19 protein-coding genes and 1 other RNA gene are annotated in these 24,906 nt (G+C 48.2%); 6 read left to right on the top strand and 14 right to left on the bottom strand.

Annotation, left to right across the window (positions count from 1 at the left end):
* Nucleotides 1-240 precede the first annotated feature (240 nt).
* Nucleotides 241-352, bottom strand: a non-coding RNA gene (locus Q0499_RS18545) — RtT sRNA.
* A gap of 236 nt (nucleotides 353-588) precedes the next feature.
* On the opposite strand from Q0499_RS18545, the gene Q0499_RS18540 reads away from it, so the two are divergent.
* Genes Q0499_RS18540 through Q0499_RS18515 form a run of 6 tightly spaced genes read left to right on the top strand, consistent with a single transcriptional unit; the run spans nucleotide 589 to nucleotide 2,319 of the window.
* Nucleotides 589-972, top strand: coding sequence for a hypothetical protein (locus Q0499_RS18540; RefSeq protein WP_299202615.1), 384 nt, complete (start codon nucleotides 589-591; stop codon nucleotides 970-972).
* Nucleotides 953-1,165, top strand: a complete 213-nt coding sequence (locus tag Q0499_RS18535) for a hypothetical protein (protein WP_299202612.1) — start codon at nucleotides 953-955, stop codon at nucleotides 1,163-1,165. The genes Q0499_RS18540 and Q0499_RS18535 overlap by 20 nt, the downstream gene beginning before the upstream one ends.
* Complete coding sequence (locus Q0499_RS18530) at nucleotides 1,158-1,415, top strand: hypothetical protein (RefSeq protein ID WP_299202609.1); 258 nt, start codon at nucleotides 1,158-1,160, stop codon at nucleotides 1,413-1,415. The genes Q0499_RS18535 and Q0499_RS18530 overlap by 8 nt, the downstream gene beginning before the upstream one ends.
* A complete protein-coding gene (locus Q0499_RS18525; RefSeq protein ID WP_299202605.1) occupies nucleotides 1,408-1,821 on the top strand; it encodes a hypothetical protein in 414 nt (137 codons plus the stop codon). Before Q0499_RS18530 ends, Q0499_RS18525 begins: the two co-directional genes overlap by 8 nt.
* 1 nt (nucleotide 1,822) lies before the next feature.
* Entirely contained in the window at nucleotides 1,823-2,017 is a 195-nt protein-coding gene (locus Q0499_RS18520; RefSeq protein ID WP_299202602.1) for a hypothetical protein, read from the top strand.
* Nucleotides 2,018-2,019: 2 nt separating this feature from the next.
* Nucleotides 2,020-2,319, top strand: a complete 300-nt coding sequence (locus Q0499_RS18515) for a hypothetical protein (RefSeq protein ID WP_299202599.1) — start codon at nucleotides 2,020-2,022, stop codon at nucleotides 2,317-2,319.
* A gap of 177 nt (nucleotides 2,320-2,496) precedes the next feature.
* On the opposite strand, the gene Q0499_RS18510 is transcribed toward Q0499_RS18515, so the two are convergent.
* From Q0499_RS18510 to Q0499_RS18450, 13 genes are all read right to left on the bottom strand, one after another.
* Nucleotides 2,497-11,385: an LPD38 domain-containing protein gene (locus Q0499_RS18510; RefSeq protein WP_299202596.1), complete on the bottom strand. Its 8,889-nt coding sequence runs from the start codon at nucleotides 11,383-11,385 to the stop codon at nucleotides 2,497-2,499.
* Between the two features lie 44 nt (nucleotides 11,386-11,429).
* Nucleotides 11,430-12,629: a hypothetical protein gene (locus Q0499_RS18505; RefSeq protein ID WP_299202594.1), complete on the bottom strand. Its 1,200-nt coding sequence runs from the start codon at nucleotides 12,627-12,629 to the stop codon at nucleotides 11,430-11,432.
* A gap of 11 nt (nucleotides 12,630-12,640) precedes the next feature.
* Nucleotides 12,641-12,901, bottom strand: a complete 261-nt coding sequence (locus Q0499_RS18500; protein ID WP_299202592.1) for a hypothetical protein — start codon at nucleotides 12,899-12,901, stop codon at nucleotides 12,641-12,643.
* Between the two features lie 8 nt (nucleotides 12,902-12,909).
* Nucleotides 12,910-13,362, bottom strand: coding sequence for a hypothetical protein (locus tag Q0499_RS18495; RefSeq protein WP_299202590.1), 453 nt, complete (start codon nucleotides 13,360-13,362; stop codon nucleotides 12,910-12,912).
* A 9-nt stretch (nucleotides 13,363-13,371) separates the two neighbouring features.
* A complete protein-coding gene (locus Q0499_RS18490) occupies nucleotides 13,372-14,007 on the bottom strand; it encodes a hypothetical protein (protein WP_299202588.1) in 636 nt (211 codons plus the stop codon).
* On the bottom strand, nucleotides 14,004-14,459 hold the full coding sequence (locus tag Q0499_RS18485; protein WP_299202586.1) for a hypothetical protein: 456 nt from the start codon (nucleotides 14,457-14,459) through the stop codon (nucleotides 14,004-14,006). The genes Q0499_RS18490 and Q0499_RS18485 overlap by 4 nt, the downstream gene beginning before the upstream one ends.
* Before the next feature lie 91 nt (nucleotides 14,460-14,550).
* On the bottom strand, nucleotides 14,551-15,138 hold the full coding sequence (locus Q0499_RS18480; RefSeq protein WP_299202585.1) for a hypothetical protein: 588 nt from the start codon (nucleotides 15,136-15,138) through the stop codon (nucleotides 14,551-14,553).
* Nucleotides 15,135-19,943: a hypothetical protein gene (locus tag Q0499_RS18475; protein ID WP_299202583.1), complete on the bottom strand. Its 4,809-nt coding sequence runs from the start codon at nucleotides 19,941-19,943 to the stop codon at nucleotides 15,135-15,137. Before Q0499_RS18475 ends, Q0499_RS18480 begins: the two co-directional genes overlap by 4 nt.
* Nucleotides 19,940-21,553, bottom strand: a complete 1,614-nt coding sequence (locus Q0499_RS18470) for a hypothetical protein (protein WP_299202581.1) — start codon at nucleotides 21,551-21,553, stop codon at nucleotides 19,940-19,942. Before Q0499_RS18470 ends, Q0499_RS18475 begins: the two co-directional genes overlap by 4 nt.
* A 599-nt stretch (nucleotides 21,554-22,152) precedes the next feature.
* Nucleotides 22,153-22,983, bottom strand: a complete 831-nt coding sequence (locus Q0499_RS18465; RefSeq protein ID WP_299202578.1) for a hypothetical protein — start codon at nucleotides 22,981-22,983, stop codon at nucleotides 22,153-22,155.
* Between the two features lie 252 nt (nucleotides 22,984-23,235).
* Nucleotides 23,236-23,787, bottom strand: coding sequence for a hypothetical protein (locus Q0499_RS18460; protein ID WP_299202576.1), 552 nt, complete (start codon nucleotides 23,785-23,787; stop codon nucleotides 23,236-23,238).
* The gene (locus Q0499_RS18455) at nucleotides 23,784-24,452 is read right to left on the bottom strand and encodes a DUF6682 family protein (protein ID WP_299202573.1); all 669 of its coding nucleotides are present in this window, start codon (nucleotides 24,450-24,452) and stop codon (nucleotides 23,784-23,786) included. The genes Q0499_RS18460 and Q0499_RS18455 overlap by 4 nt, the downstream gene beginning before the upstream one ends.
* Nucleotides 24,452-24,862, bottom strand: a complete 411-nt coding sequence (locus tag Q0499_RS18450) for a hypothetical protein (RefSeq protein WP_299202571.1) — start codon at nucleotides 24,860-24,862, stop codon at nucleotides 24,452-24,454. The genes Q0499_RS18455 and Q0499_RS18450 overlap by 1 nt, the downstream gene beginning before the upstream one ends.
* Nucleotides 24,863-24,906 lie beyond the last annotated feature (44 nt).

Raw genomic sequence — 24,906 nt, 5'->3', positions numbered from 1 at the left:
GATGGTAAGGTATTGAAATTGTTATGCTTTCACTCACTCACACAGTCGAATGAGCGCCTTTCTAGGTGTTTATTACCGTTCTGATAGATACGTCAGGTGCATGGATAACACTGGCTCCCTCTGAAATACACTTGGGCGAGTATTGGACACAATCGAGGCTCAAGCCCGAAGACGAAAAAGCCGAATCATAAGAGTCGGCTTCTGAGCTACTGAATATTTAACATAAATTCGGTAACTCTCAGGAAAGCATGGGCGGATTATTCCCCTTCGGGCCATCGTCGCAGGCTCCGATGTTGTCTCGCTGCGCCCGGCTCGAACCTGTGCTTCTCATCCGCTAATCCCAACAAAAAAAACCGACACAAAAAAACCGCCAGAAGGCGGTTTCTCTTTTGTATCTGGTAGGACTAGGCGGATTCGAACCGCCGACCTCTACCATGTCAAAATAGCGGGGACATATTCCCCAGATCAGTCTTATCTATTTGTTTCATCTCAGGTAATCAACACTCCATTTTCCAGGATTCTGGAAAGTGCGAAGGCGCTTGCCTGTCACTTAATTTCAATATCAAAACCGATCAGCGGAGATCTGGTATGACTTACATTTTTAGAGTTCAAGACAGTAAAGGCAGAGGGCCATGGAGGCCGGGTTTCTCTCATAAGTGGAAAGATATGGATAGAGAAATACCTGATCCCTTTTATGATGAGTTTCCTGATATCGATCTGGCCAACGAAACCGGAAACCTTGGATGCGGGTGTGCCAACGCTAACCAGCTGAAAAAGTGGTTCTCTGAAGAAGAGTATGAACTGCTACTAAAGCTCGGATACAAAGCAGTGAAACTAAAAGTTGACCGAATAGTAAGGCAAAGCGAAAACCAATGTGTCTTTTTAAGAAATAAGCCTCTTAGAAAAAACACAGTAAGAATTGCTTTATATGAAAACAAAGAGGAACAGGCCAATGAGCTTTACCATGAATGAGCTTGGAGAAGTAATAACAGAAACGCAGGATGGTGTGACTATGCCTATTGACTGCAGCTTTGAAAATGTTAATGACTGGATACATGGGACAGATGTTCAGTTTGAAGAAATCCAGTGGCTATGCTTGGGCATGGCATCTGAAAATGACAGATTAAGAGCAGAGCTGAAAAAATTGGAGCAGGCCAATGACTGACCAACAACTTAACTTCCACATCCTATGGGATGCCATGTCAGAAGAGCTGAGAAACCTTTATGCGAACGAAGCGGTATTTTATCAGATCGTTACTGCTCACTCTATGGAGTCGAATAGCTATCAAGACCTGCTGGAAAAGTCGGTGGTGTTTTTGCTCGAGTACTCTAAAGATCTTCATAAAGCATCAGTGGATATTTTAAGACAGCAGACAAAGCCAATAGTGATACTTCGGGAGAAAACCAATGACTGAAGATCTGGTTAAGCGAGTAAAGCTAAAATTTAACAGCGGGAATAGCATTCGAGTAGAGCGCGCCATAATAACGCATGACGAAATGCAGGCACTGCTGGATTACGTGCCAGATGGCATGGTTACGCGAGATCACATGAATGGAGAGATAATTAAAGCGGTATCTGCTGCGCGGTTGCGGTGGGCAAAGTCTGATCAGATATTGGATGGGATGGTGATGGTGCCTGTTGATTTATTAACGCGAGTAACGGCTGACGCTCATGATAGCGCCTACGGGGCTCTTCAGGAGCACGATAGAGCGCTGGGACGAACAACAAACAAAAACAGACGCACTGCTGAAGAATACGAACATCAAATGAAAGATGCAGAACTACTGGAAGCTATGATCAAAGCAGCGCGGGAGAAGTGATATGAAAGTAGCTATCGTTGGGGCGGACGCTATTTTGCGTCACAAAATCACTGAAACGATAAAGGAATATGAGATAGTAGGATATGTCATAGATGACGTGAGGGTTTCGCTAAACGAGAGCCCAGAGATCTTAAACGGCATACCAGGTCAGGACTGGCGCGGGAAAGGCAAGCAGAAGATGAGGAGGCAGCGGTGAGCATGAGTCAGAGAGAGGTAATCTGGGATTCCATCAACTATCTGATTGATGATATGCCGGGCGATAAGTATGAGCAGTTGGTTGAGCTAATCCGATCCCTAGACAGTCTTAAAGCGACCTTCACAGTAATAGCAGGCAAGTGGGACGATCAGGAAAGAAACTGTAAATACTGCGAAGACTTCGATACTCTGGCCCAGGCTATTGAAGCTTATGATAAAGTGTCCGGGTATCCGTGGGCTTTCATCGAGTATCAGGGGCGGGTTTTGGAACTGTGGGACAAAGGGGCTCACCCCTTGAGGTAGGAATGATGGCTGAATGGGCTGATTACGTTACCGCATACGCATTATTCTTTGTGATCTCGTTCATCGTAGTTCACATTGGAGGAGTAGTTCACCCCAGAAATCAGAATATGACAAGCGTCCTCATTATGTCATTTGGCATCCCTGCCGCTCTAGTTTCTGTTCTGGGGGTCATCGGCCTTATTGCATAGCTTCTACGCGATCAACTATACGTTTTTGGATCTCGGTCTGCCGCACCCGGATTAGATCCAATTGACGGCGTTTAACGTCGCCGGAGAGCTTGCTGTTCGATTGTATCATCTTGGCTCTGGCACTTAGGGCGCTCAGCGTCCTTTGCGCCTTGTGCAGAAGATCACGCGCTCTCAGCTTGCCGCCACTTTCTTCAAGAAGATCCGCTGCTGCCTCATTTTCTCCCAGCTTTCGGAGATTCATGATATCGGCATACGTCCGGTCAACCTCTTTCAGCACTTTGTAAAACTCGGTACCGTAGCGGGTATAGCCTGGCTTGCTGTCATTCTTGTAAAAACGGCGGATAGGCTGGTACTCATACCATTCCTTTGATGGAGACTGCTGCCCTTGCGCAGTCTTTGCAATAACGTCGACTGTTGCTGCGCCCATTGATCCAATCCATCCAAGATATCCCTGGATCAGATAGTCTGCTTGCACAGGACTTATAACTAAACTTTCGCTTATTTGTCCAGTGGTTGCGTCGAGTATCTTAGATATTGCTTTAGCTCCCTCGGTTGTGTTTGAACGCATCCGATTAACTTTGCTCAGCTTATCCATACCCATTGACTCTATCGGTCGTCCAGTGAAGCTATCCTTGTTTGCATACATGTCCAGAACCGGCTTAACCATCTGGGGGGTTGGGTTAAAGGAGAAGGTATCCATCACAACATGGCCAAGGCGCTCAGCGAATAGATCTCCATGCTTGGTATCATCAACCATCTGTTCTATACCGCGCTCAGCGATAGTGGCGATAGCGCCCACCTCAAACGGCTTAGGAATGAAAAACTTATGCTCCCCAAATCTGACGAACCAATACATATCACGTTGCCAGTCTTCCAGTTCCTGATAATCATCATCATCTTTATTGTGAAGATACAGTGCGATACTGGCTGCAGTCATCCCTCCGACAACGATAGCGAAACGCTTCGCCGCCTGAAGGTCTGATATTGAAGCTGACTTACCGCCCATGATATGCCGGATAGCATTGAAGCTAGGCTTAACACCGCCACGGTACATTCTATCCAGACCCTGAATTCGCGCATTAAGGAAAGGTACTGTATCAACCAGGAAGCGAACAGCAGGCCAGGCACCATGAGAACTAAAGTCCATCAAATCACGCGCTTGGAAGGCAGAGTAAAGCTTACCTTTCTCCATATTCTGCTCAAACATCGATGCCCGGTTAGCATTTTCAAACGCATCACCAAAGCCTGAATAATAATCCCAGGCCTTACGCATCATGCCGGGAACATCCGCCGGCGACCGAAGCACCTTAGCCCCTTTAATTTTGCGCTCAAGCTCAGCATGAAGTGCGTCAGCATCACCGGTGCCGTAAACGTGACCAAAACTAAACGCCGCGCCAGAGGCCAGCATATCGCCTTTGACCCGGCCTTTGTGGACAGGAGATCCGTACTCTTTAAAGCCGTGGGCGAAGTTTCTGAAGCCGTTATAGCTCAGGTTCCCGATTGCCATTGAATGCAGTGTATCCCGAATCCCGTTGGCTACCATGAATTGCGGTGATGCCGTGGTGAAGCTGGTGAATATCCGCTTAAAGCTGCGCATCATCCTCCGGGAGAATGACCCGGTACCAGGATCATTCAGCGAGGTGAGTGCTTCAAATACCAGCGAATCCTCAATGTTATACCACTGTTTGATACCATCATTCAGAACAAATGTAGAGTTCTTCTTATCCCGAGAGCTCTCGCTGGTCGCTTCAGCAATGCCAACCGATTCAGCATTAGTCATTGCCTGTCGAGCTGCATTATTTTTCAGGGATGCAGATAGTAAGTGCTGGAAATTCATAAGGGTGTTTTCCAGTAGATCATTCAGCTCTTGATTGCCACCCTTCAGCTTTTTGTATGCCTGCTGTCGGGACAATCCCCCTGATATCTTTGGCCCCTTAACATCAACCTCTTCCATCACCCGGTAAAAGGGTACGTAAAACTCGTTCGCCCACATGTCACGCTGATCTGTTGTCAGCGCATCATACTCGGTATCAAAGCTATCGATCAGATTTGTTTCAAGCAGTTCACGCAGATCAGCCAGTAACTGGCCCTGCTGTGCAGCTGCGTCCAGCCTCTCGTCTTCATCCATCGCTTGATTAATCTTGCCGTTCAGACGTTTAATACGATCAACCAGATTCTTACCCAGCCCGTTGTTGTTTGCTATTACAATCAATGCCTGGTCGTCTTCCATTGCTTTGCGCAGCAGTCCAGCCGTGTCAGCAATCGCTAAAACATCATCACGATACTGCTGAAACTCTTTAAATACTTGATTGTAGAGCTCGCTCCGGTCGCTACCATTCTTGGTGGTGCCACGATTCAAATCAACACCTGCGGCAACCTCCTCCTCAGTGAACAGATTCTCTCGACCTTCACTGGCCAGCTTCTGTGATCGATTTGCAGCTATCCAGCCAAGGAATCGCTCTATCTCTGGTCCGGATCCAAGCTGTGACAATACGCCCATTAAGCCTTCTGATCCTTCCTGCCCTGACTTTAACTCGATAACGCCATCATTTATTTGTATTCGTCCATAGCTCATAAGCGCTGCCAGAGCACCATCGGCCGCGTGACTCATCTTAGCCAGCACCCACGAACTAAAGGCTGTATGATCTTCAATCACGCTTTCGCCGTGAACCTGCTTATCAAGCTCAAACAGCGCTGCATATCGATCAACAACACCCTGGCGGAACTTCAATCCACCTCGATTCAACGCCTCTTTTATTCTATCCTGGATGCGTTCAGCTGTTGTTCGCGGGGCGATTTTGCCCAGAAAGGATTCCTGATCCTGGCTTAAATCATCGAACTGATCTGCTGTAGAGGGGCGGCGGGAGAACATAGGCTTACTACTATCCGCTGCCGCCTGCTGATCGAGCTCAAGCTCATCAGCCAGATTGCTTAACTCAATATCCATTCGCTCTTCATCGGACACTCGCATGAAGTGTGGACGATCTGATCCTGCCGCGCTGCCCTGGGCCGCCTTACGCACCTTCCTCAGTAAATAGGAAAGATCCGAATCAGAAAGATTAGGCAGTTCTGCAAAGCCAAACTTACGAATAGCGTCACGAATAGCGCCGATAAACTCCTTAATCGCCAGCATAATACGTGCCGGTAAATTTTTACCCGCCTGCTGCTGGTTCATATGCGCCAGAAACTCATCGACCAGGTAAGTGTTTCTTTCCTTGATGGACATGCTGCCATCCTGGATACCGGCATCAGCTGTCTCAAAATACGGCTTCATAGTATCGCCAAGCCCTGCATCTTCCGCCAAGGCCTGCATACGCTTAACGCCACCGATCTTCATCCACAACTTGTTATAGGCCGATACCATATCTCTGCCAAACAATGCTCTGCCACCATAATGCGCTGCCTCATGGAAGATAGCCGTCTCAACCTCTGATATACTGCGCATTCTGTCAGCAACAACATGGATTGCCTTATCGTGATACACCGCGCCTATCTGGCCTTCCGCGCCATCTTCTGCCGCTTGTTCAAGAATAGCGGCAGGCAGATCAGCCTCAGTAGCAACGACATTAAGCCTGATTCCACGGAGACGGAGGCGCCTGGCAACCCGGTCAGCAGCGGACCGCACTGCATCCACAGTAAGTCCGGCATTCGGTTTCAGGTTACCCGGGAGTGCTTCGATAGAGTCGGCCCCGGTGGTGGTGCGGGAAAACATAGCGACACCTGATTCTGTCTCCTTGGTGTCAATGACATCAAACAAATTGTCATAGGCGTTATTTACCGCCTCCATCTCCGAAGCCAGCGGATAGGCATACGCCTGATCATCACCTAGAATATCATTAATGCGCTGGTGATCTTCTTCACTAACAATATTTGCCAGATAGTCGCTTTCAAACCCTTCAGATTTAAGTCGGTCGATCACATAGCGCTCAAAACTGCGAGCTGTCATCTCTCGAACGGTTGACCAGTAATCTTTTGATCGGGTGCTATCCAGCTTAGCAGAGCGTTCAGTCAGCTTAGTCTCTTTATTAATAGCCCTTTCGAGCGACTTGAACGCATCATAAACTTCTTGCCGTACATAAAAATCAGACGGTTCTGTTTTTGCCGCTGTTTGTTTTCCATCAACAACCTTTAGTTTATACGCTGAACGCTGATCTTCAGTCAGATATAGGCCCTCTCCATTGGGTCCGTCCATTCGACCAAAGTAATTATCCAGAGCATGAAACCACTCATGCGCCAGGCTTCCAGCCCCATTCTTTTTGGTCAGATTAATGACGATGGTGCTTGGCTCATAATGAGCGTTTGCGGTATTCTTTCCGCCCTTCCCTCGCGCCCCAAACGCAAGCCCAAGCTGCCCATCAAATGAAAGCGCTTTAGGTGGAACACCAATCAATTCAGCCAGGTCCATTAGCCCATCATAAGCGCTGTTCAGATCTTTCTGGCGCTTATCATTCTCCACCCAGTTGCCGAACTGAACACCACGGAAGCCAAAGGTTGCAGCAAACAGATCAGGAGTAACATCAATTCCAGACCGGTAATCCTTGCCTACTCGCTCATTGTTTTCGGCGCGGCGAACACTGCGCACTTCTTTTTTCTTCTTGAGTAGCGCGACAAGTTCATCGTTATGCTGCTGCACATACTCCCTGGCAGCGATTGATGAGTCTGCTTTATGCAGCTCAATATACTTTCTGGCAGAAAGCTTTTTGCCAATAAAGTAACCATCTTTACCGCGCTCAGTCCAAATATCGAACTTAGCCATAGGCTTGCCGGTATCGCTTTCCGTAGTAACCTGACCTTTAATATAGGCCTTTGCTTCATCAACAGTGTCGAAGTGCTGCTGGTTACCCATGCCACCGAACCCGCCCTTCTTGGCGGTGTCGATTACCACAATCTTATCTACGTCCTTTTCGCCGCGGAAAATGCTGTAGTGATGGCCCTCGATCTTATAACTACCCAGGTCTTTTATCTGGCTCGGCAGAATCTCAGTGGCGAGATCCATTATCACAGGCATGTACTTTAGGTGGCCAGCGCCATTCTCCAGCCTTTCAATGAGCTTTTCAGGTGGGATTGTTCCATCCATCAAGGAAGCTGACGTAGATCTGGCTGACTCTACTGTTTCAGCCCACCGACTAACCTTATACTTGGCGCGAGGCTTCGCTTTAATTTCAGACCGTAGCTGCGCGACAAACGCCAACACTCTTGGGTCTGCGCCCGCAGTGACAAGTTTTTCATAATCAGGTTGAGGGAATGACTTGGATAGCGGAACGGCTTTTACATCGATATCAGCCCCAATCGCCTCCTTGAATTGATAGGAATGCTTATTCGCACCTTCAAGCACCTCGCCAAAGTCTTCGATCTTTGAGGCTGGCTTCGCCTGAGACTCCTGCTCAGTTGACGGAACCGCGACTGTTTTAAGGCTGTCACTTGGCGCTTGAACTGTATCCTTATCCTGCTCTATACTTTTCTTTGAGGCTTCCGCTCCCTCTTCGGAACGGGTAGGTGTAGGTCCGGAGTGCGTAGAATTGGTTTTGTCATGTCCCTTGCCAATCTCACCGGAAGTCTCGACATTCTCTTTCCAGCCTGTCAGCAACCAATGATTTGTCTGAGGTTCCTTTATCAACCAAGCCGTATAGCGTCCATTTGAAACCGACGTCTTTTGAGTTCCGTTGATATTTGATTGATTAACTATATCCCCTAATACCAAAGCTACAGCCACTTCATCGGCAACAGCAATGGCTTCGGCCTCGGTTAGCCCATCTTTCCTCATCCGCGCTTCAAGGATATGAGATACCCCTTTGGCACCTTTGCGCTTACCAGAAGATGATGGCGCTTTACCTTCATCACCCCAAATAAAATCGATATCACCTATATCGTCTCGATGAACGGCGGAGACAACATCTTTTTGCGTTTCAACCACCGTCCGAATAGCTTTCACGGCATCTTCAGTAGTCGTTATTATTTTATCAGTGGCATTTGTTTGACTGGTGCTTGCCTTGCTGGCGCCGAACATATCATTCTGGCCACGGGAGGCAGCGATATCTGCGGTTCGATCTGAACCAGATAGGGTAAAATCATTTACTTCAGAGTCGGCCTGAGCTTTGTCCTGAGCGGCTTTGGCTTTTGCTGCCGCATCTGCTTCGGATTTAGCTTTAGCCTCGTCTTGCGTAGCGAGATCTTGCTCTGTGTAGGAATCTAACTCGAAGTCTGATTCTGATCCCCAGACTTCTTCTGCGGTTGTTGGTCGGCCTTCTGGGAAGCCTTCTTTCTGCGCTCCAGTTCGCGCATTCCCTTCATTACCATTTCCGGCCTGATCCCTTTCGGCTTGTACTCGGTCGATTTCATAACGTAGCTCCAGTGCAATATCTAATTCGTTGTCAGCAAATTCAATGAGGATTTGCTCTATACGATCCTCAGAAACGCCAGCCTCTTTTGCTTCAAACGCTGCAACGGAGGTCAGAGATTCTTCAGAAGTCTGCCCTTCAACGATAGGATCTGCTTTAGTTTCAAGTTTAGCACGTTCCTCTGCCTCAATCTCAGCCTGATTGATGTATCCATCAGGGGTGTAATGCGGCTTACCAGATAGGTGATCATATAAGCGAGCCCGGAATTCTTCCTGCGTGTTGATATATCCAACACCTTCTTGGCTTAGCGTTTCAAATAGTTCGCCTTCTGTTAATCCCCCATTCTTAGGAAACAGAGGTTTGCCAAACACACCGCCGCGCTTATCTTTAAAGTGGGCCTCATCGATGCCCATATTAATTGCAGCTTGGCGATTCATACCGCCAGAATATGCGATAGCATGAGCAAAGCTGTGCTTCTCGGGCTTAAAGGTAATGCGCTTAGGCTTTTGAACCGGCTTGGCCGCCATTGGTTCAGTCGCACCGGTAGCAGTCTCTGAGCTTGGGAACTCATTCGCCAACTTGATTAGGTCAGTCGCTGGTGCATCCAGGCGAATAGCCTTGATGGTTTCACCTTTGTCGAGACTTGCTAACCACTGATGATGGCCATCAATAACATGGTTATCAGCAGAAATAAGAATTGACCGGGCCCCACCCTTAAAGGCTTTCGCCTTCTTAACCTTAGCCAGTGAGAACTCTGCTTGTGTCGGTTTAAGCTCATTAGCGGGAATCTCTTCCTGCTGATGCTCAATGCCGCGGGCATTCATGAAATTAACCATGGCCCCGCGGTGTTCCGCTTTAATCTGCGGCATTTCTGCCCGGGGGATATTCAGGGTTTGTGTCTCAGGCGCGAAAGCGGTCCACTCATTATCAATTTTCTCGCCTGCTACATCCTGACCCACAGCGGACTGAGGTGCAATAGATTGCTTCCCTGGGATCTGCAACCCGCCGCGAGCGGTGTTAACGACATCAACTGGAATGGTTCGATTAATATCGCCCTGCGGAAGTCCTGGAGCCATGCTGGCTTGGCGATTAGTGACATTCAGGCCTACACCTTCGTAGGCATTTGACTGCGCTTCAGGGGCTGGCTGATCCTGCCCTGCGTAAATCATGCCTTCCTGGCCAATCTTATTTACGCCATCAAACTGCAGGCCAGCCAGCTTATTTTCCTGCGGAGCATTCAGCATCTGCTCTTCGTTGGTGATCTGTCCAGGCTGCAGCAGGTCACCTTCCATCGGCGCCTGCTGGTAAGGGGTCTGCCCTTCCTGTCCATACATAGCACTAAAGTTATCAGCTTGTCGCTGCTCTTGCTGAGCCTTACGCTGCGCGACTGTTGCAGGGTCTTCAGCACTGTAAATAACATCATCACTGCCAATTCTCGGAGCAACATTATCATTGAGATCTTGCCAGCCTTGATCGACAACGCCAGTCATTTGCGACTCAAGCGCATCAAGATCGGAATCCGAGCCTGGGGATGGCTGATCCGCTCTGGATTTTGCATCTGCAGAATATTTCCGGGTTGCCGCATACACATCAACTGGCGCGGTCACCAGTTCACCAACCGCCTCAGCCGCTACAGCACGACCATCTGAAACCTCGCCCTCTGTTACTAACTGGGCCAAAGCTTCTCCGGAGGCGCCCGCGCCAGCCTGAACGCCAGTCTGCAGCCCAAGGTTAGTCACTTGCTTTAACATTCCAGTGCCAAATCCAAGTGTTTTGCTGGCGATACCAAAGCTGGCTGCATCAAGGGATCCGATAGCAACGGCGCGTTTAAGTGCTTTATCTTTCGCCGCCTCGTAAGCTTCAGGCTGTTTCGATAGCTGCGCTCTCAGGTTTTCTGCATTGGTAACATCGAAGCCATTTGAGCGAAGATCCTCTGTTACGGTGTTAGCAAATTCTATTCGACCAGATCCCATTCCGCTTCCGGCACCAATAGCAAGAGGACCGCCAACTGGAGCCATCAACAAACCGGTCCCAAGCGCCTCGACTGATCCATAGGCAGATTGCGCGCCTATTTCGGCAACAATAGTTACGGGGTCAGCGGCAAAATCTTCCCACCACGTTGACTCACCATCCCCTGTAAGAAACTGCTTAGTGACGCCCGAAAGCTTTACTTTCCCCGCCTCTTTCAGCGACTGATTACCGCTATCCAATCGGCGCTGCTCATCTGCAGTGAGCCGCTCAACCCCACCTTCTTGCCCGGCAATTAATCGCCGACGTAACTCATCACCAGAAATACCGAGAAATGATGAATTGTCAGGTTTTGCTTTTTCAATTGAAGAGAACTCAGGGTCATTCAGATCATTTAGGTTTGATGCCGCTTTGCTTATATCGCGACTGCCCATGATGTTTTGATAGCCAGAAACTGCAATATCCCACAAGCTTGATGACTCATCGCCTGAGCTTTCTCGCGGCAGCTCATCCTCAAATACATAGCGTGACTGTGCCTGAGCGGGCTGCTCATCATCGAAAACATATGCCATTAACCGGCACTCCTTACGGTAGAAAAGGGAGGGAGGTGGAGGTGTTACTCTGCAGCCACCCAGTTAGCGCCATCAGATACCAGTCGCTTACCGGTGGTTGTGTCTCGAATAGTGCGCCCTTTATGCTGCGCAGGGTCAGGAAGTGCGTCCATTTCACCGCCGCCATCTGCAGGCGGTTGTGGCCTGGGAGACACGTTCAATAACTGTTCAAGCTCTCGCTCTGCAGCACTAATCTGAAGACCGATCTGATCCTTTTGATCACCCATTAACATGGGATCATTAGCTGACTCGTACAACGCTTTCAGTTCGTTCTGCTTATTTGAAACCAGCTTATCAACTTCTGGCTGCAGATAACGGCGCTTATTAGTGCTGGTAGGTATCATCCCCGATGTGGAGGCAAACGCATTGAGCTTCTGTTTAACCTCAGGGGTCAGATTCTGAGTCAGCATATTAAGCGTATTGAAACCGTATAGCTGTTTCGATACATCACCAATATTGACCTCTTTGACCTGATCATCATCGGTGGTACCGCGGTTGGCTGTCATGGGTGCTGTGTACTTAGTTCCGTCTTCTTTGGTAATTTCAAGCTCAAACGCAAGCATTCCCGGTTTTGACCCAGGGTAAACATTTACGATTCGCTTGCTTCCGCCATCGCCTTTATTTATCTGTCGCCCGTAGATAGCGTTAAAAGCATCAAGCGACTGAGGAGAGTTGGCAAAACGCAGAATATCTTTATCAGTTTTCAGAGTGCCCGACTTAATGTTATCGGCCATATACTTGATAGAGCTGGATGTTTTTGGATCAAGGAAGTTAAGCGGGCTCAGCGATGGATACTGTTCAAACAGCGCCATATCCTGCTCGTTAAGATGGGCTCCAGACGAGAGCCGCTGATAGGCTATTGTTATTTTTTTTAGATCCTTCTGCTCGTCCTCCTTGCTCTTCTGGTCTTTGCGATCGGTGTAATATCTGTTTTTAGAAAACTGATTTGCATCCTGCTGAAGCTCATAGGTTCGATCGGCATTTTTTTGGGCTTGTTCTCTGGCCTGCGCTGTCATTTCCAGCTGTTTATCAGCCCTCTCTGATTGCCGGTCCTGAAGCTCGTATGACTTCTGACGATAATCCCGGTTTTCAGCATCCAGTACACCCTGACGCTCTTCAGCTCTATCTCTTCGGTATATGCCATCTACAAATCCATAGCCACGATAAAAGCCATCAGCCATCCCGCGAGTATCAAGTCCTGCCATAATCAATCACCTCAAAATAGATCAGAAGCCAAATAGCCAACAACCGCACCAATAGCTGCGCCCCACGGCCCACCTATTGATCCAATTTCTGCACCCACCATGTAGCCTGCGGTAGCGCCGGCCATGGTTGTTCCCATCTGCTGCTGGCTTTCTGCTGCTTCAAGCGCATCATTAGCCTGTTTATTTGCGGCCTGCTCCGTTGCAACCCTACCAAGGTTGTTCATCGCATCGCCTTCCATCTTTTGCTTTAAGCCAATCAGACCATAGCCCATACGATCACCTACATTTGTTGAACGACTTTGCCCGGGATATTGGACAAGCCCATATCGCCAGCTAATATTTTTTGTTTCCGGTCTTCAGCTGCTACCCTGGCGCTGTTCATTGCATCAACCTGTGTCGCAGCGCGATTAAGGTTGATGTTTCTGTTTTGCGTAGCGGTTTCTGTAGCATCTAAAGAAATGCCAAGATCTGATTGGCCAGTTTTAAGCGTCTTCACTGAGTTATCAAAACTCAACCCAACAGCCTGCTGAGCCTGGAGTGCTGCGGTATTACCTGCATTCTCGTCAGTGGCCATATCTGAAAGCTGACCAATATAAGGCTGAAAGCGAAGTTTCCAGTCTTCCCACTGGGCTCTGCTAAGGTTGCCAAGCAATGTTGATGCGCCTTGGTCGCCACTGAATGCGCTATCTGGATTTACAATAGGAAGCCCTGCGCTGTTATAAGATATGCTCATCAATCACCCCTACATATTCGAAACGAATGTCGAGTTGTTATAGAGCGGCTTATCTCGACCTTGCATATTTACGCCGCCAGCATTATTCGCGTAGTAAGCAGTCCCCATGCCTGCAACATTTCCTAGCAGCTGAAGATTGGCTGAGTTCTTGTTAAATTCGTTGTAAGCATCTGATCGGGCATTTTGGCCAGACAATGACGAAATATCACTTAGACCCGCAACAGCTCTTGATTCCTGACCACTGCCCATAGCAACAATATTACTTAGACCTCCAGCTTTGGCCGTGTCCTGCTCAAACAGCGCCTGACTTGCAATATTACCGCCTGCTGAGGCCGCATTCGTTGTTCCTTCGGTTATGCCTAACTTAAACCGACCAGAAGAGGGATCGATGCCAGCAGACTCCCCACCGGCAACCGTACCATTAATTGCGCCAGAGACAGCGGCCTGAGTATTAGTGTTAACCTTTCCCTGAATAAAGCTTTTGCGCTCAGGACTATCCATTGTCTCAACAGAATCCATATAAGCCTGCTGAAGCGGGGCAAGATTTTCCTGCGCAAAGTTCCACTGCTCTGCCGCGACCTGCGCCAGATACTTTTGCTCTGGGGTGTCTTTTATTTTGTTATCACTACTGCCGCCACCACTCATACTTCAAGCTCCCGCATGTAATCACTCAGACTATCTTCGTGAAAGTGCAGTCGAATGTCTTTTGACACACCCTGCATATAATCGAATCCGCCAATAATTCCAGCACAATGAATAACAATGCTGGTTAGTTGGTCCCTTAGAACAAAAGCTAAATGCTTGCCGTGATGACCGTGGCCTTTTTCCAGCCTTGTAGCATCCATCCAATCCTGGAGCGCTGCCGCCATCAATGGCCTGATCGACATTTCATGCCGCCGATAAAAAGAGTTCTCCGGAAGGTAGATCAGAGCGTCCCAATAGCTGCGCACGACATCTATGTCGTGAACTGGCCGATCTTTATCAATCAAATCATCAAGAACCTGCGATATTTTGAATAACAGACAGCACATATTGATGGCATCAGAATGCCCCTGAAGCACTTGGCTTAGGAACTCTTGTTCATTCTTTCTAGGCATAAAGGAAACCGGAGGCAAAAAAAAGCCCGGACAGGATTGCCGGGCGTGAAGTTAGATCATGTGGATATACTACCAAAACTGGCTTAAATTGCTATTGCCAGCTCTCAATAAACTTCTGCTCAACAAACTCATCCACCGCAATTGCAAACCGCATGAATTCATCGGGTGTGAACAGATGCGGTGTGTTGGCTTCTGTCATCCAGTAAAAATCAGGGTGTAACTCGTTAAAGTATTTGAGAGCCAGTATCTTCGTAGCACGGCCAGAGATTAACGTTAGATCCTGGGGGCGTGTCTGAAACGTTGAACCGCCCCATGCAAACCCAGAACTGATACCAGCATCCCGAACTGCTTTCTTCCTGACAGTTGGGCTTGTAGCCTCAGGGGGTAACATGTATTCAGTAAGGCTAGTTGTAGGCCCTACCCAGTCAGGCACTTGTAACTTAGAACCAGCTGGAGAAATAAGGATAGCTTCATCAAATACAACACCGTTATGCCTGATACTTCCGTCATAGATATTAACGTCCCCCACTGCATCTACTAGTAAGTCCGAATTTATGACAGTAGTCGAAACTGCTCCCGGGAAGAACCCCACTGTTCCAGTGTCGAGATAAGAGGTAACCAGACGATCTATAAAGTCGATAGTCTGTCCCCCCGTGTTGCAGAAAAATATTATATTCATAAGTAGCTCGTCGCATCATCTGAGATTGTTAAAGTTCCTCCATGAACTGCATGGGCCGCATCTCCTGCATACTTGTAGCAATCCACTGTAACTGACAAGTCACCATCACCCGAGTAAGTTACATCAACAGTAGGCGTCAACGATAAAACAACGTCATAGAGTATGGCAGTGTGGACCACCGTTTCAGAAGAATAATCTGTTACAAAGTCCGCAGTTGCTGTGATGCTCCCTGAAAATCCCTGCTCATTTAGCCCTATAGTCTTTTGTGTGAAGTCCATGATCCTGCCAAAGTTGGAGACTTTGGTAATAGTTGCGACTGCAACCCCATCTACTTTAATACTAACTGTAAAGTTCACTACGCCCTCAAGTCCTGAGTTAGTACTGGTATCTGATGAAACTCCGCCCATCGTTATTAAAACAGTGGGCCTGACCCCAAAAACAGGGTATCTATTAAAGTTGGCGTACGCCGCATACCCCGCATAATCCGTTGTACCTTCTCCCTCGTAGTCTGCACTTTTAATGTCAGATGCCACACTGAATGGACTCCCACTGGTGTTTGTAACTGAATTCATATAACTCACACCAGATGCGTAGCAGAGATATCTTGGAAACGTGCCGTTGTCCGCAATAGTAGGCACTGTTAAGTCTGTACCACCAATGAATACACCACCATCAATAATCGAACCAACTATCCTTGAACCTTCTATGGTGCCTTTAACGTAAGCGTCTCTGAGGAACGCCTGGCCTAGCTTATTAATCTGCCATCCGTTATTTGCGTCATAATTATCAGACTGAATAACGTTACCGATCTTCGCGTTAGTTATAGACCCATCAGCGATATTGGCATTCACGAACGCTGCCTTATCCCCGGTGATCTTATCGACTGTAAGCTCTTTGATGGCTGCGGATTCGATGGAAGCGGTTTTCATATACGCGCCATCAATAATAGGCACGCCGTTGAGGGTTCCGAGAACAACCGTCGTCAGATCATCTGGGTCGAGTACAGAGAACGCGTCAGCAATAATCTCAAAGATACTGGTAGCCCCATCGTTCATGAGTCCTGTACCGGCCACACGCCCATTCACATCTGTCTTGATAGTCCACTGTGCATTAATGCCGTCAATGCTCTGTAGCTGCTGCTGAATTGCAGCTGTGTGACCGTCGGAAGTGGTAGTCAGTTGGGTAAGCTGGCTACTGTGTGACGACACTACACCGTCAATCGTAGAAACACTGTTTATCAAGGATTCCGTGGTATTGGCCATAACCTCAAGGCTGGCCATATTGGTTATCAGAGATTCTATTGTTGGTGCTGTCTCATCCAGAACCTCAAATCTCGGACGCGCAAACGACTGTGTGTTAGCAGCGTTAGTCGTATAGAACAGGTACGCTCTATGCGTCTGAGTCGTTGCCCCAACCGAGTTCTTAAATTCCGTACCGTTAACAACTTTTAGACCTGTATCTGGATCGTAAATTCCTGACATACCAGTGTCGGCACCGGCATACCCAGATCCGTGTAGGATGCCCACCATTAGATACCACTTGTCTGCTTCTGGTACATCTCCTGAAACAAAGTAGGGGTTGGTAGCTACATTGCCGTTCAGCTCTGAAGTTGGTCCAAACTTATCTGAACCAAGATACGTAGATCCGTCCGTTGCGTGTACCTTTCTCACCCATACAGTAACTCTGTAAGCTAAAGTGTGGTCTATAGGAATACCGGTGTAGTTCCACCCACCGTCTGTTGCGCCTGCGGGGGCAGGTGAGCATAACCACACTGGCTGAGTAACCCCACCTGGCCCGGTGTCCGATACGATACTATTCTCTTCGGTTAAGCCGTTCAGACTGAACGTACCACCATTTACCCCGACAGCTGCACCTGTATTACCGACCTTCCAGGCTGTCATATCGAGCAGGTTATTGCCTATCTTGATACTGTCCTGCAGCTTCGTAATATCAGAAGACTGTGCAGTTACTACACCATCAATGTCACTAACGGTTGATGAAAGAACGTTCAAAGCACTCGAATCTGCTTTGTCGTCAATGTTATTTTGCAGAGCGAGTACAGCTGCCCCTCTCGCTGTAATCTCCCCGTCAATTCTGGTATTGACTTCAGAATCCAGTAGCGCAACTGTACTCGAATCAGCCTTTTGCCCTATCGCTGAAGTAAGTGCATTATTCAGCGCTGTTATGGCAGCACCTCTTGCGCTAATCTCCCCGTCGATTCGAGAATTAACTTCGGAATCAAGTTGTGAAACCGTGCTTGAGTCCGCTTTCTGATTTATAGCAGCGGTGAGGGAGTTTTCGAGTGCAGTAACGGCAGCACCTCTTGCGGTAATCTCACCATCAATACGAGAATTCACCTCTGAATCTAGCAGAGCGACTGTAGTTGAGTCGGCTTTCTGGTTTATAGCAGTAGTGAGAGAGTTCCCAAGTGCTGTAACAGCGTCACCCCGTGCGGTTATCTCCCCATCAATCCGGTCATTTACTTCTGTTGACAAGCTGTTGAGTGCAGAAGTATCAGCTTTATTTGCTACGGTTGACCCAAGATCTGTAATTTCCTGGGACTGAGCTAACAGCCCTGCCTCAGTAGCTTCTACCCGGGTTGTGATGGCAGTCACTGCCTCTGCGGTTGCAACTTCTCCTGTAATATCGGTGATCTCCATTTCAGACACTTCACACGTACCATCACCGTTGTTGTAGTTGACGATAAACATTGGTCTTACGTATACAGTGCCTGGACGAAATTCGCTGTGTTCAATACCCTCTCCTGATATTGTGCCCTCGAATACCTGCTCCCCCATAGAAACATTAATAAGTGTACCGGCTACTGCACAGTATCTATGAGAACCGGCCCCACCAGTTATATATCCATAGTTCTCGTTAAGTGTCGCAACTCCTGCATAGACGCGCATCGTGTTTGTTATAGAGCTGTCTACTGTTTGCTTAACTTTTAGTCGAACACGGTACTTTCTTGAGGTGTCAATGCGGATAGCATTGCGGGAAAACATCCATTTTGTCCCAGTTATAGCTATACCGTTACCGACAATTGGAAGGTCACTACCATCGAGATCTCGCCCGGAGAATGCCCAGTCAGCCCAGTATGCGCCACCGGCTTTAAACGTTGGGTCTTCACCCATACTGATCAGCTCACCAACCTTGCTTGAGAGAACAGTAGCGGCATCTGACTGTGATACTATCGCTGTCTCTGTCTCCTCAACGCGAGTCGTCAGAGCGTTAACAGCAGAGCTATCGGCTTTGTTACTAACTGCAGAGTTTAAGGCGGTGACGCTCTCCGAGTTTGCAGCAGTTCCGCTTTCAGTAAGCGTCACCCTAGAATCAAGTACAGATATGGCGCCACTGTTTGCCGCAGTAGCATCCTGCGCATTAATCAGGCCGCTCTGAAGATTTATTATCTGCGTAGCTTGTGCCGCAGCGGTGTTACCGAGACTTGTGACGCTAGAGTCAAGAGACGCGACAGCTGCGGAGTTGGCGGAAACAGCGTCTTCGATAGTCGAGTAGTCGCCCTCTAGGTTATAAAAACTAGCGTTAGGTGGTGTGACGTTAGGCGTAGTCTGCGTAGCCGAAACAGAATAGATCTCACTGTTGTAGATAAACTTGTTGCCGATGTCATAGGTAAAATTGGCGTCGAACGGGCTTATGGATAGCGAGTTTATGGCCGCCTGCAGTGAGGTAATCTGCGAAGACTGAGAGGACGATTGGCCCTCTACCGCCGAAACACGAATAAGTGTCTCAGACAAACCTGACGCTGTAGCAGCCACACCAGTAGACGGGTGGTTTACAGTTGCAGCCAGCGCAGTAACAGATTCAGCAATCGCAGCGTCACCATCTACGCGAGCTGTCTGTTCAGACTGTATGGCAGCGCCACGGGCTAACGCTTCAGCAGCTACAGCGCCGGTTATAGCGGAGTTGCGATCACTGATCTCTTGAGTAATGGCGTTCACGCGAGCCATAGCTTCGGCTGATATGGCTGCCGCACGATCAGATGCCTCAATAGCGACAGCGTTAGCTCTGGCCACTTGCTCAGCGGCAAGGCCATTGACCCGGTCAGACGCCTCCTGCGCAATTGCGTCAGCCCTTTCTTGAGCCTCAGCGGCCACTTGGTAAGCAACAGAGCCCGCCGTATTCTGATCAGCGTCAATAAGATCTATACGCGATGACAAATCAGCATGTAGCTGTGAATCCGTGACCAAGCCTGTCAACTTATCAAGATAGAAATCAGAGTCAGAGGTTGGTATCTGGTAAACCCCATTTGCGCTATTGACTGGCCCCTCAATTCCGGGAGATGAAGAAGATACAAAGGTGATCCAGTAATAGTAGCCTTTTGCAATACCATCAACCTCGGTGTAGCCGGTATCATCTGCATAGATAAATGAGTTTGAGTTAGATATCAGAACGGCGTTTGAGAAGTTATCCTCATCTGAACGGTATATGTTTGTGTGGCTGTGATTGCTGTAGATCTCATACGGATTATCCCACTGAATAATTATTTTAGCAGGGACAGCAACCGCCGTTAGATTGATCGGTTGAGGGGGTGTTGATGTGTTTTGAGGGTAGGCTGGAGATATTGCAGTAGGAGGAATGTACGTATTTTTTCTGGTTGGTGATGGTGCGGCCGCGCTCAGAGTCACTACCCCTGACTGCACCAAATCCCGCAACGTAAGCTTTCTGTCAAGAGGATCGCCGCGAACACCCTCGCCGACTTCGGTAATTTCTTTGACTGCATCAAGGAATTGCCTGATTGACCTGTCTTGAGTAATGACAGATGGAAGCCCTTTTGTTGAACTCATACAATTTCCTCAACGGATTGCGCCATCTGGACGCTGAAGACTTCATGCGTAGTACGAACAGAAAACTCGATCTCTTCTGTCCCGGCGGGGAAGACGGGCAGTCTGAACTCTTGGCCGCTGGTGACTGTTAGTGTGATAAGCAGAGACCCGTTAGCATAAAGGTCTAAAAATACAGGAAATCCGGATGCCTTAATCTTTCCAAATGCCAGTGCAGTTCCGTTTGATATTTCGTAGATTTTTGAGCGCCACTCAGCAGTACGCCTTGCTTCAGCTTTTTGCCATGCAACCAGAGTGCCTAATCCTTCGACTGAGCAATGAACTATATTTGCTAATGGGTCATAAAATGATGCTTTGAAATTGGCTGTACTGTAGCGCTCAAGCCCTCTTTTAGCTGAAAACGAAAAGGCATTGATTTCGGTGCCATCGGCATTGGTGCCAAATGACACATAGCGCTCATTTATACGATAGGCTTTGATCTTCTCTGGATAGAATGTATCTCGCCACGCCTCAGCTGAAATAAAGCTTTCGGTAATGATGGTTGGTGCAGAGCCGCCACTAATCGCCGCCAACCCATCCGGACACGCATAAAAAACATACTCGCCCATATCAACAATTGAGTTTTTAGCGATACAGGGCTGCTGAGAATCAACTTCAACTTTTTGCATAACTGAAGGAGATGAGCCAACAACAAGTGCCGGAGTGCCTTCAGTAAGAACGACAACCCCTTGCGACACTAAAGCAATGCCGACAATATCATAGTCCATTGCCAGCCGGTAAGACGCAGGCCACGCATGGGGATAGCCTGGCTCACTGAAACATAGCGTATTGCCAAAAAATCCCATCAACGATCCACCCGGCCCTGCAGACATACCAATCATGCTTTCATTAGGCGGGAACCAGTCAGCGGTCTGATTTGTACCAAGCAGAGACGATGTGGAAACATCATCTGTAAAGCTGCCGATACCTGCTGCAATCTCTGCAACCATGCTGTAGTAACCGCCACTCTCTGTCCGGTATATGCGCACCCTGTCAATATTGCGACCAGGGGCAACAACTGACGGTATTGTCAGTGAGATATTCCCAGCCACATCATCATCCCACCGAGTAACAATTGCAGACGGGTCGCTAAGCGGCCCCTCTTCACCATACGCAGATACATAACTATAAGCATAAGCGGTGGATACCGCAGTCAACGGAATCTCTCCGCGATCAGGCTCAGCCGCAGCAAGTATTGTATCTGGAGAAGGAATCCCTAGCGTGTAGCTGGCCCCAGGGTACGGCCCAACACCGGATGTTAAGACATCGACTCCGGCCATCTTTGGCGCTCCGTCACCTGTCCAGTAATGCCGGTAGTGAACATCATCAACAATGGGGGATGGAACCACATCAACGTCAGTATCCCATGCCAGCCAATGATTGCTTCGAGTCCTGAATATTGTTCGCGCTCCAGAAAGGAAAATATTATCGCTCACAGAATCATTGCGGATCGGTGATAGCGTTCCGCGTGACACGTCACAATCTGTTGCATATTGTGCATATCCGTCAGGAATAAGGCGCGGAGTTAGTCCTACAGCCTCGCCCATGAACTTATCGATCACGATCTTTGACATTAACAAAACTCTTTATTTGTTTATTTGAATGGTTTTCAGGATGGGGAGGTGTTTATAGGAGCGTATTGTTGAAATTAAAGAAGGGGTTTAAGAAATAAAATAGGTTATAAGATTCTTGATCTCCGTCTGCATGTCAGTCTCTAGCGTAGCCAGTGCTACAAGATCATTCCACGCAGTCAACGCCTCCGGCTTAGCGACAGTGAGCATGTTAGTCATGTATGCCAGGTCTAAGTCGAAATCTTCTTGGCTCTCATAGTTCATGCAATAGAGAGCATAGGCTGCGTGATTGTACAGAGTGGTAAAGTTTACTAGATGCCCGTAGATAGGCGGGCGCACTGGATTGATGAGAAATTGAGCCATTGCCCACGCGAGGCTATCCGGCTCTAGCAGTACTCCCTCAACGTCAACAAACGTCTCTTCGAGTATGATAGCAGTAGGCTCTATCATCTCTCCGTTCGTAATCTCTTCAATAGTCTGAGCGAATAGGTAGTTAAACCCGTCATGACGGGCTGGCGTAGGGAATCGCTGTAGCAGTCTGGCTAGACAAGAGCCATCGGCTATAACAGACGGGGTTGGGTATAGTGCGCAAAGGCTAGACATTATGCGTACTCCAGTAATTGTTTTACAGACGCATTATCTATGCTGCCTGTGAATGGCCCTGAGCCAGTAAAGAATAACGGATTAGTGTTCGCCGGGATATGATCAAAGGAGTAGCTCCCTGCGGAGGTCATACTCCCAACCGCACCACCCAAAAAGATGGTCAAACTACCCGTGGTATAACTAACAACATCAACTCCTATTCTATACACGCTCCCAGAACTTTGTCCTATAGATTGATTTACATTAGTGTTATTTGCTGATTCAGTGGATGCAACACCATCAGAGATAGTCCATCCAGTTGCTTTCACCCAATTCGTATCAGTGTCAAACCCACCATTAACAACTAATTCCTCCCCTATCCAGCCTGTATCAATAGCAGTAAACAACCCACTCTCTGCTATGTTGACTGCTGTTCCATTATTTCCTGCGACTGAATCAACAGCTACTGACGTTTCAGCAAAGTTCTCATCAAGCTTATAGAATGCTACTAGCTCGCCAGCTAGGTACAGCTTAACGTTAGCTATATACGTACCATCTGGTACATATGTTGCCCCGTTTGCACCGATTACATCAATAGTCCCAGAGTATGCGAAATCAAGAGTCTCGTATTTGTTGGCTGTAGGAGTGGTGGCCCCAGTCGGAAGGCCGGTAGTAACACCACCCGGTGAATAAATATCCATCACTATCCGGTCTGCCGTGGCGGACGGGATGGATATTGATTTACTCAGCGTTGCGCCGAACTGCGTTAGGTAGCGCTGTAAAACTAAAGGAGCAGGAAATAGATAGCTATTTAAAAACCTTTTCTGAAATGGGGCGTTAAGAAATTCCATATCATTCGCTCACAGTAAATTGTCCATTCCCAATTCCGTACAAGTTGTCACTGAGTCCGTTCCGAGTAACATTCTCATACGCACCAATCCGATGCTTCGGAGTTTCAGCAGCCAAAGTTACTGGAAGCGATGCAGACCACGTTACAAAAGCGGCCTCTCCATCGTTTTGCGCCCAAAAGTTATCAGCATCTGTGATAAGCGTCCATGATGCGGTATTTAGCGGTACTGTACGTGATGACATGAGAAAACCTCTTAAACGAAATTGCGTGATTTAATGCGTGCCGGACCCGAGTTAAAGCCCAGGGCCATTGACTGTTTAGCGGTTGAAAGCTCGCCACTCCAAATATTAAAATGATGCTGCGCCAGCTGAGGGTTTGACCATTCTTTGCCTGGCATAATCATCATTCGGTAAAGAGCGTAATTCTCAATAGCCTCATCCCATCGCAGCAGATCAGGATGCAGATCAGAAGCTCCGTCAGCTGGTCGGCACGCCATCGTGACAACATAATCAATATCAACCACTTGCGTATTAAGAAACTTGAGCATGCTTTCTGATACCTGCGCATAATAGTTACGGCGCAGATCTTCGATATAGATAACTCTTACAGGCTCAAGGGTCGCATCAGTTACTGACAAGGAAATGCTGTCGGCACCCGCCGGAAGAGTTAGCGTCTCAGTCACCGCAATAACATTGGCCTCAATACAAAGCTTTCGCGCTGCTGCTATAACCGCTTTTCTTACCGTTGCTTTGATGACGCCAGGGATAGCAACCATAAGGTTCTGAGCAATGTCATCATAGGTCATGCTTGCTGCCCTCTATTGTTTGGTGATGTCGCAGCACTCATATTAACTTTCATACCAAGAGCTGAATTAAAGGCTTGTAAGTGCATATTGGCCCTGCCTGCCGATCCTTGAATATCAGCGTCTTTACTGAAGGCGCGATATAAGATGTAGTCGGTCATTATTGGCTGATACGAATCATCAACTTTGATTACATCGCTCTTAGCTGCTTCATATATCGAGTCATGCTTATCTGGAACTGCGGCATAAATAATTTCAATCTCGGCGCCGGTATCAGCAGGAGGATAAACATAAAACCCGGTTGGGTCGTCATCCAAAAATATATAATTGTCAATGGTTGCTGATGGGGTATCGGTATGCCACGAAGGGACTGCAATATCTATCTGCTCTCGGCTTGTTTGGATGACAGGAGTCATGCTTCCGGCAACGTTCCGGACAACATCAAGTAGGCGAAGGCCGGACGCCGGGATGCGCTGCTTAGTGCCAGTATCCAATACTATCGCCTCATTTTTAGCGCCAGCATCAGGCTTAATGGCGACAATCGCTGCGTAGGATTCATTCAGCCACTTCAGCAATTCATCATTTGACCAGCGCACACCTTCGGCACCCGTTTCTTTCAGAATCGCTTTAACGCTGCCAATTACGTCAGCGACTGTCATTAAGGCCATTACTCGCTAACCTCAACCAGCTGAGACATATTATCCATGCCTTCAGACCACAGCAAGATGCGGCCAGTTTTCTTGTGCCGGAACCGGCGCTGCTTTGGCTTTTCCTGAGCGGCCGACTCTTCAGTGTCGGCAGGAGGCGTAGCTTCCGTAGTTGGAGCAATGGTTTCAGGCGGAACAGCACCTTCAGCTGGTGTGGTGTCAGTCGCCGGTGTCAGCTCAGGTGAAGTCAAAAGTTCTTCAGTGGCTGCTGAATGCTGAGCAATATGCTCCAGCAGCAACTCTTTGATCGACTCAATCTTAGAATTCTTGTTGATATTACACGGCGGTATTAACGCCAGCCCAGTATCTTTCAGCAGCTGCTTATCTTCTGCCGCCTCGATGATGGGGATCATGCTTTCGTTGTCAGTCATGACAGATACTCCAGGGTTAACGAAAAAACGCCCCCGAAGGAGCG

This window comes from uncultured Amphritea sp., from assembly GCF_937127095.1.
GTDB lineage: Bacteria > Pseudomonadota > Gammaproteobacteria > Pseudomonadales > Balneatricaceae > Amphritea.
The sequence above is the reverse complement of the archived record's forward strand: the minus strand, read 5'-3'. Positions and strand labels throughout refer to the sequence as shown.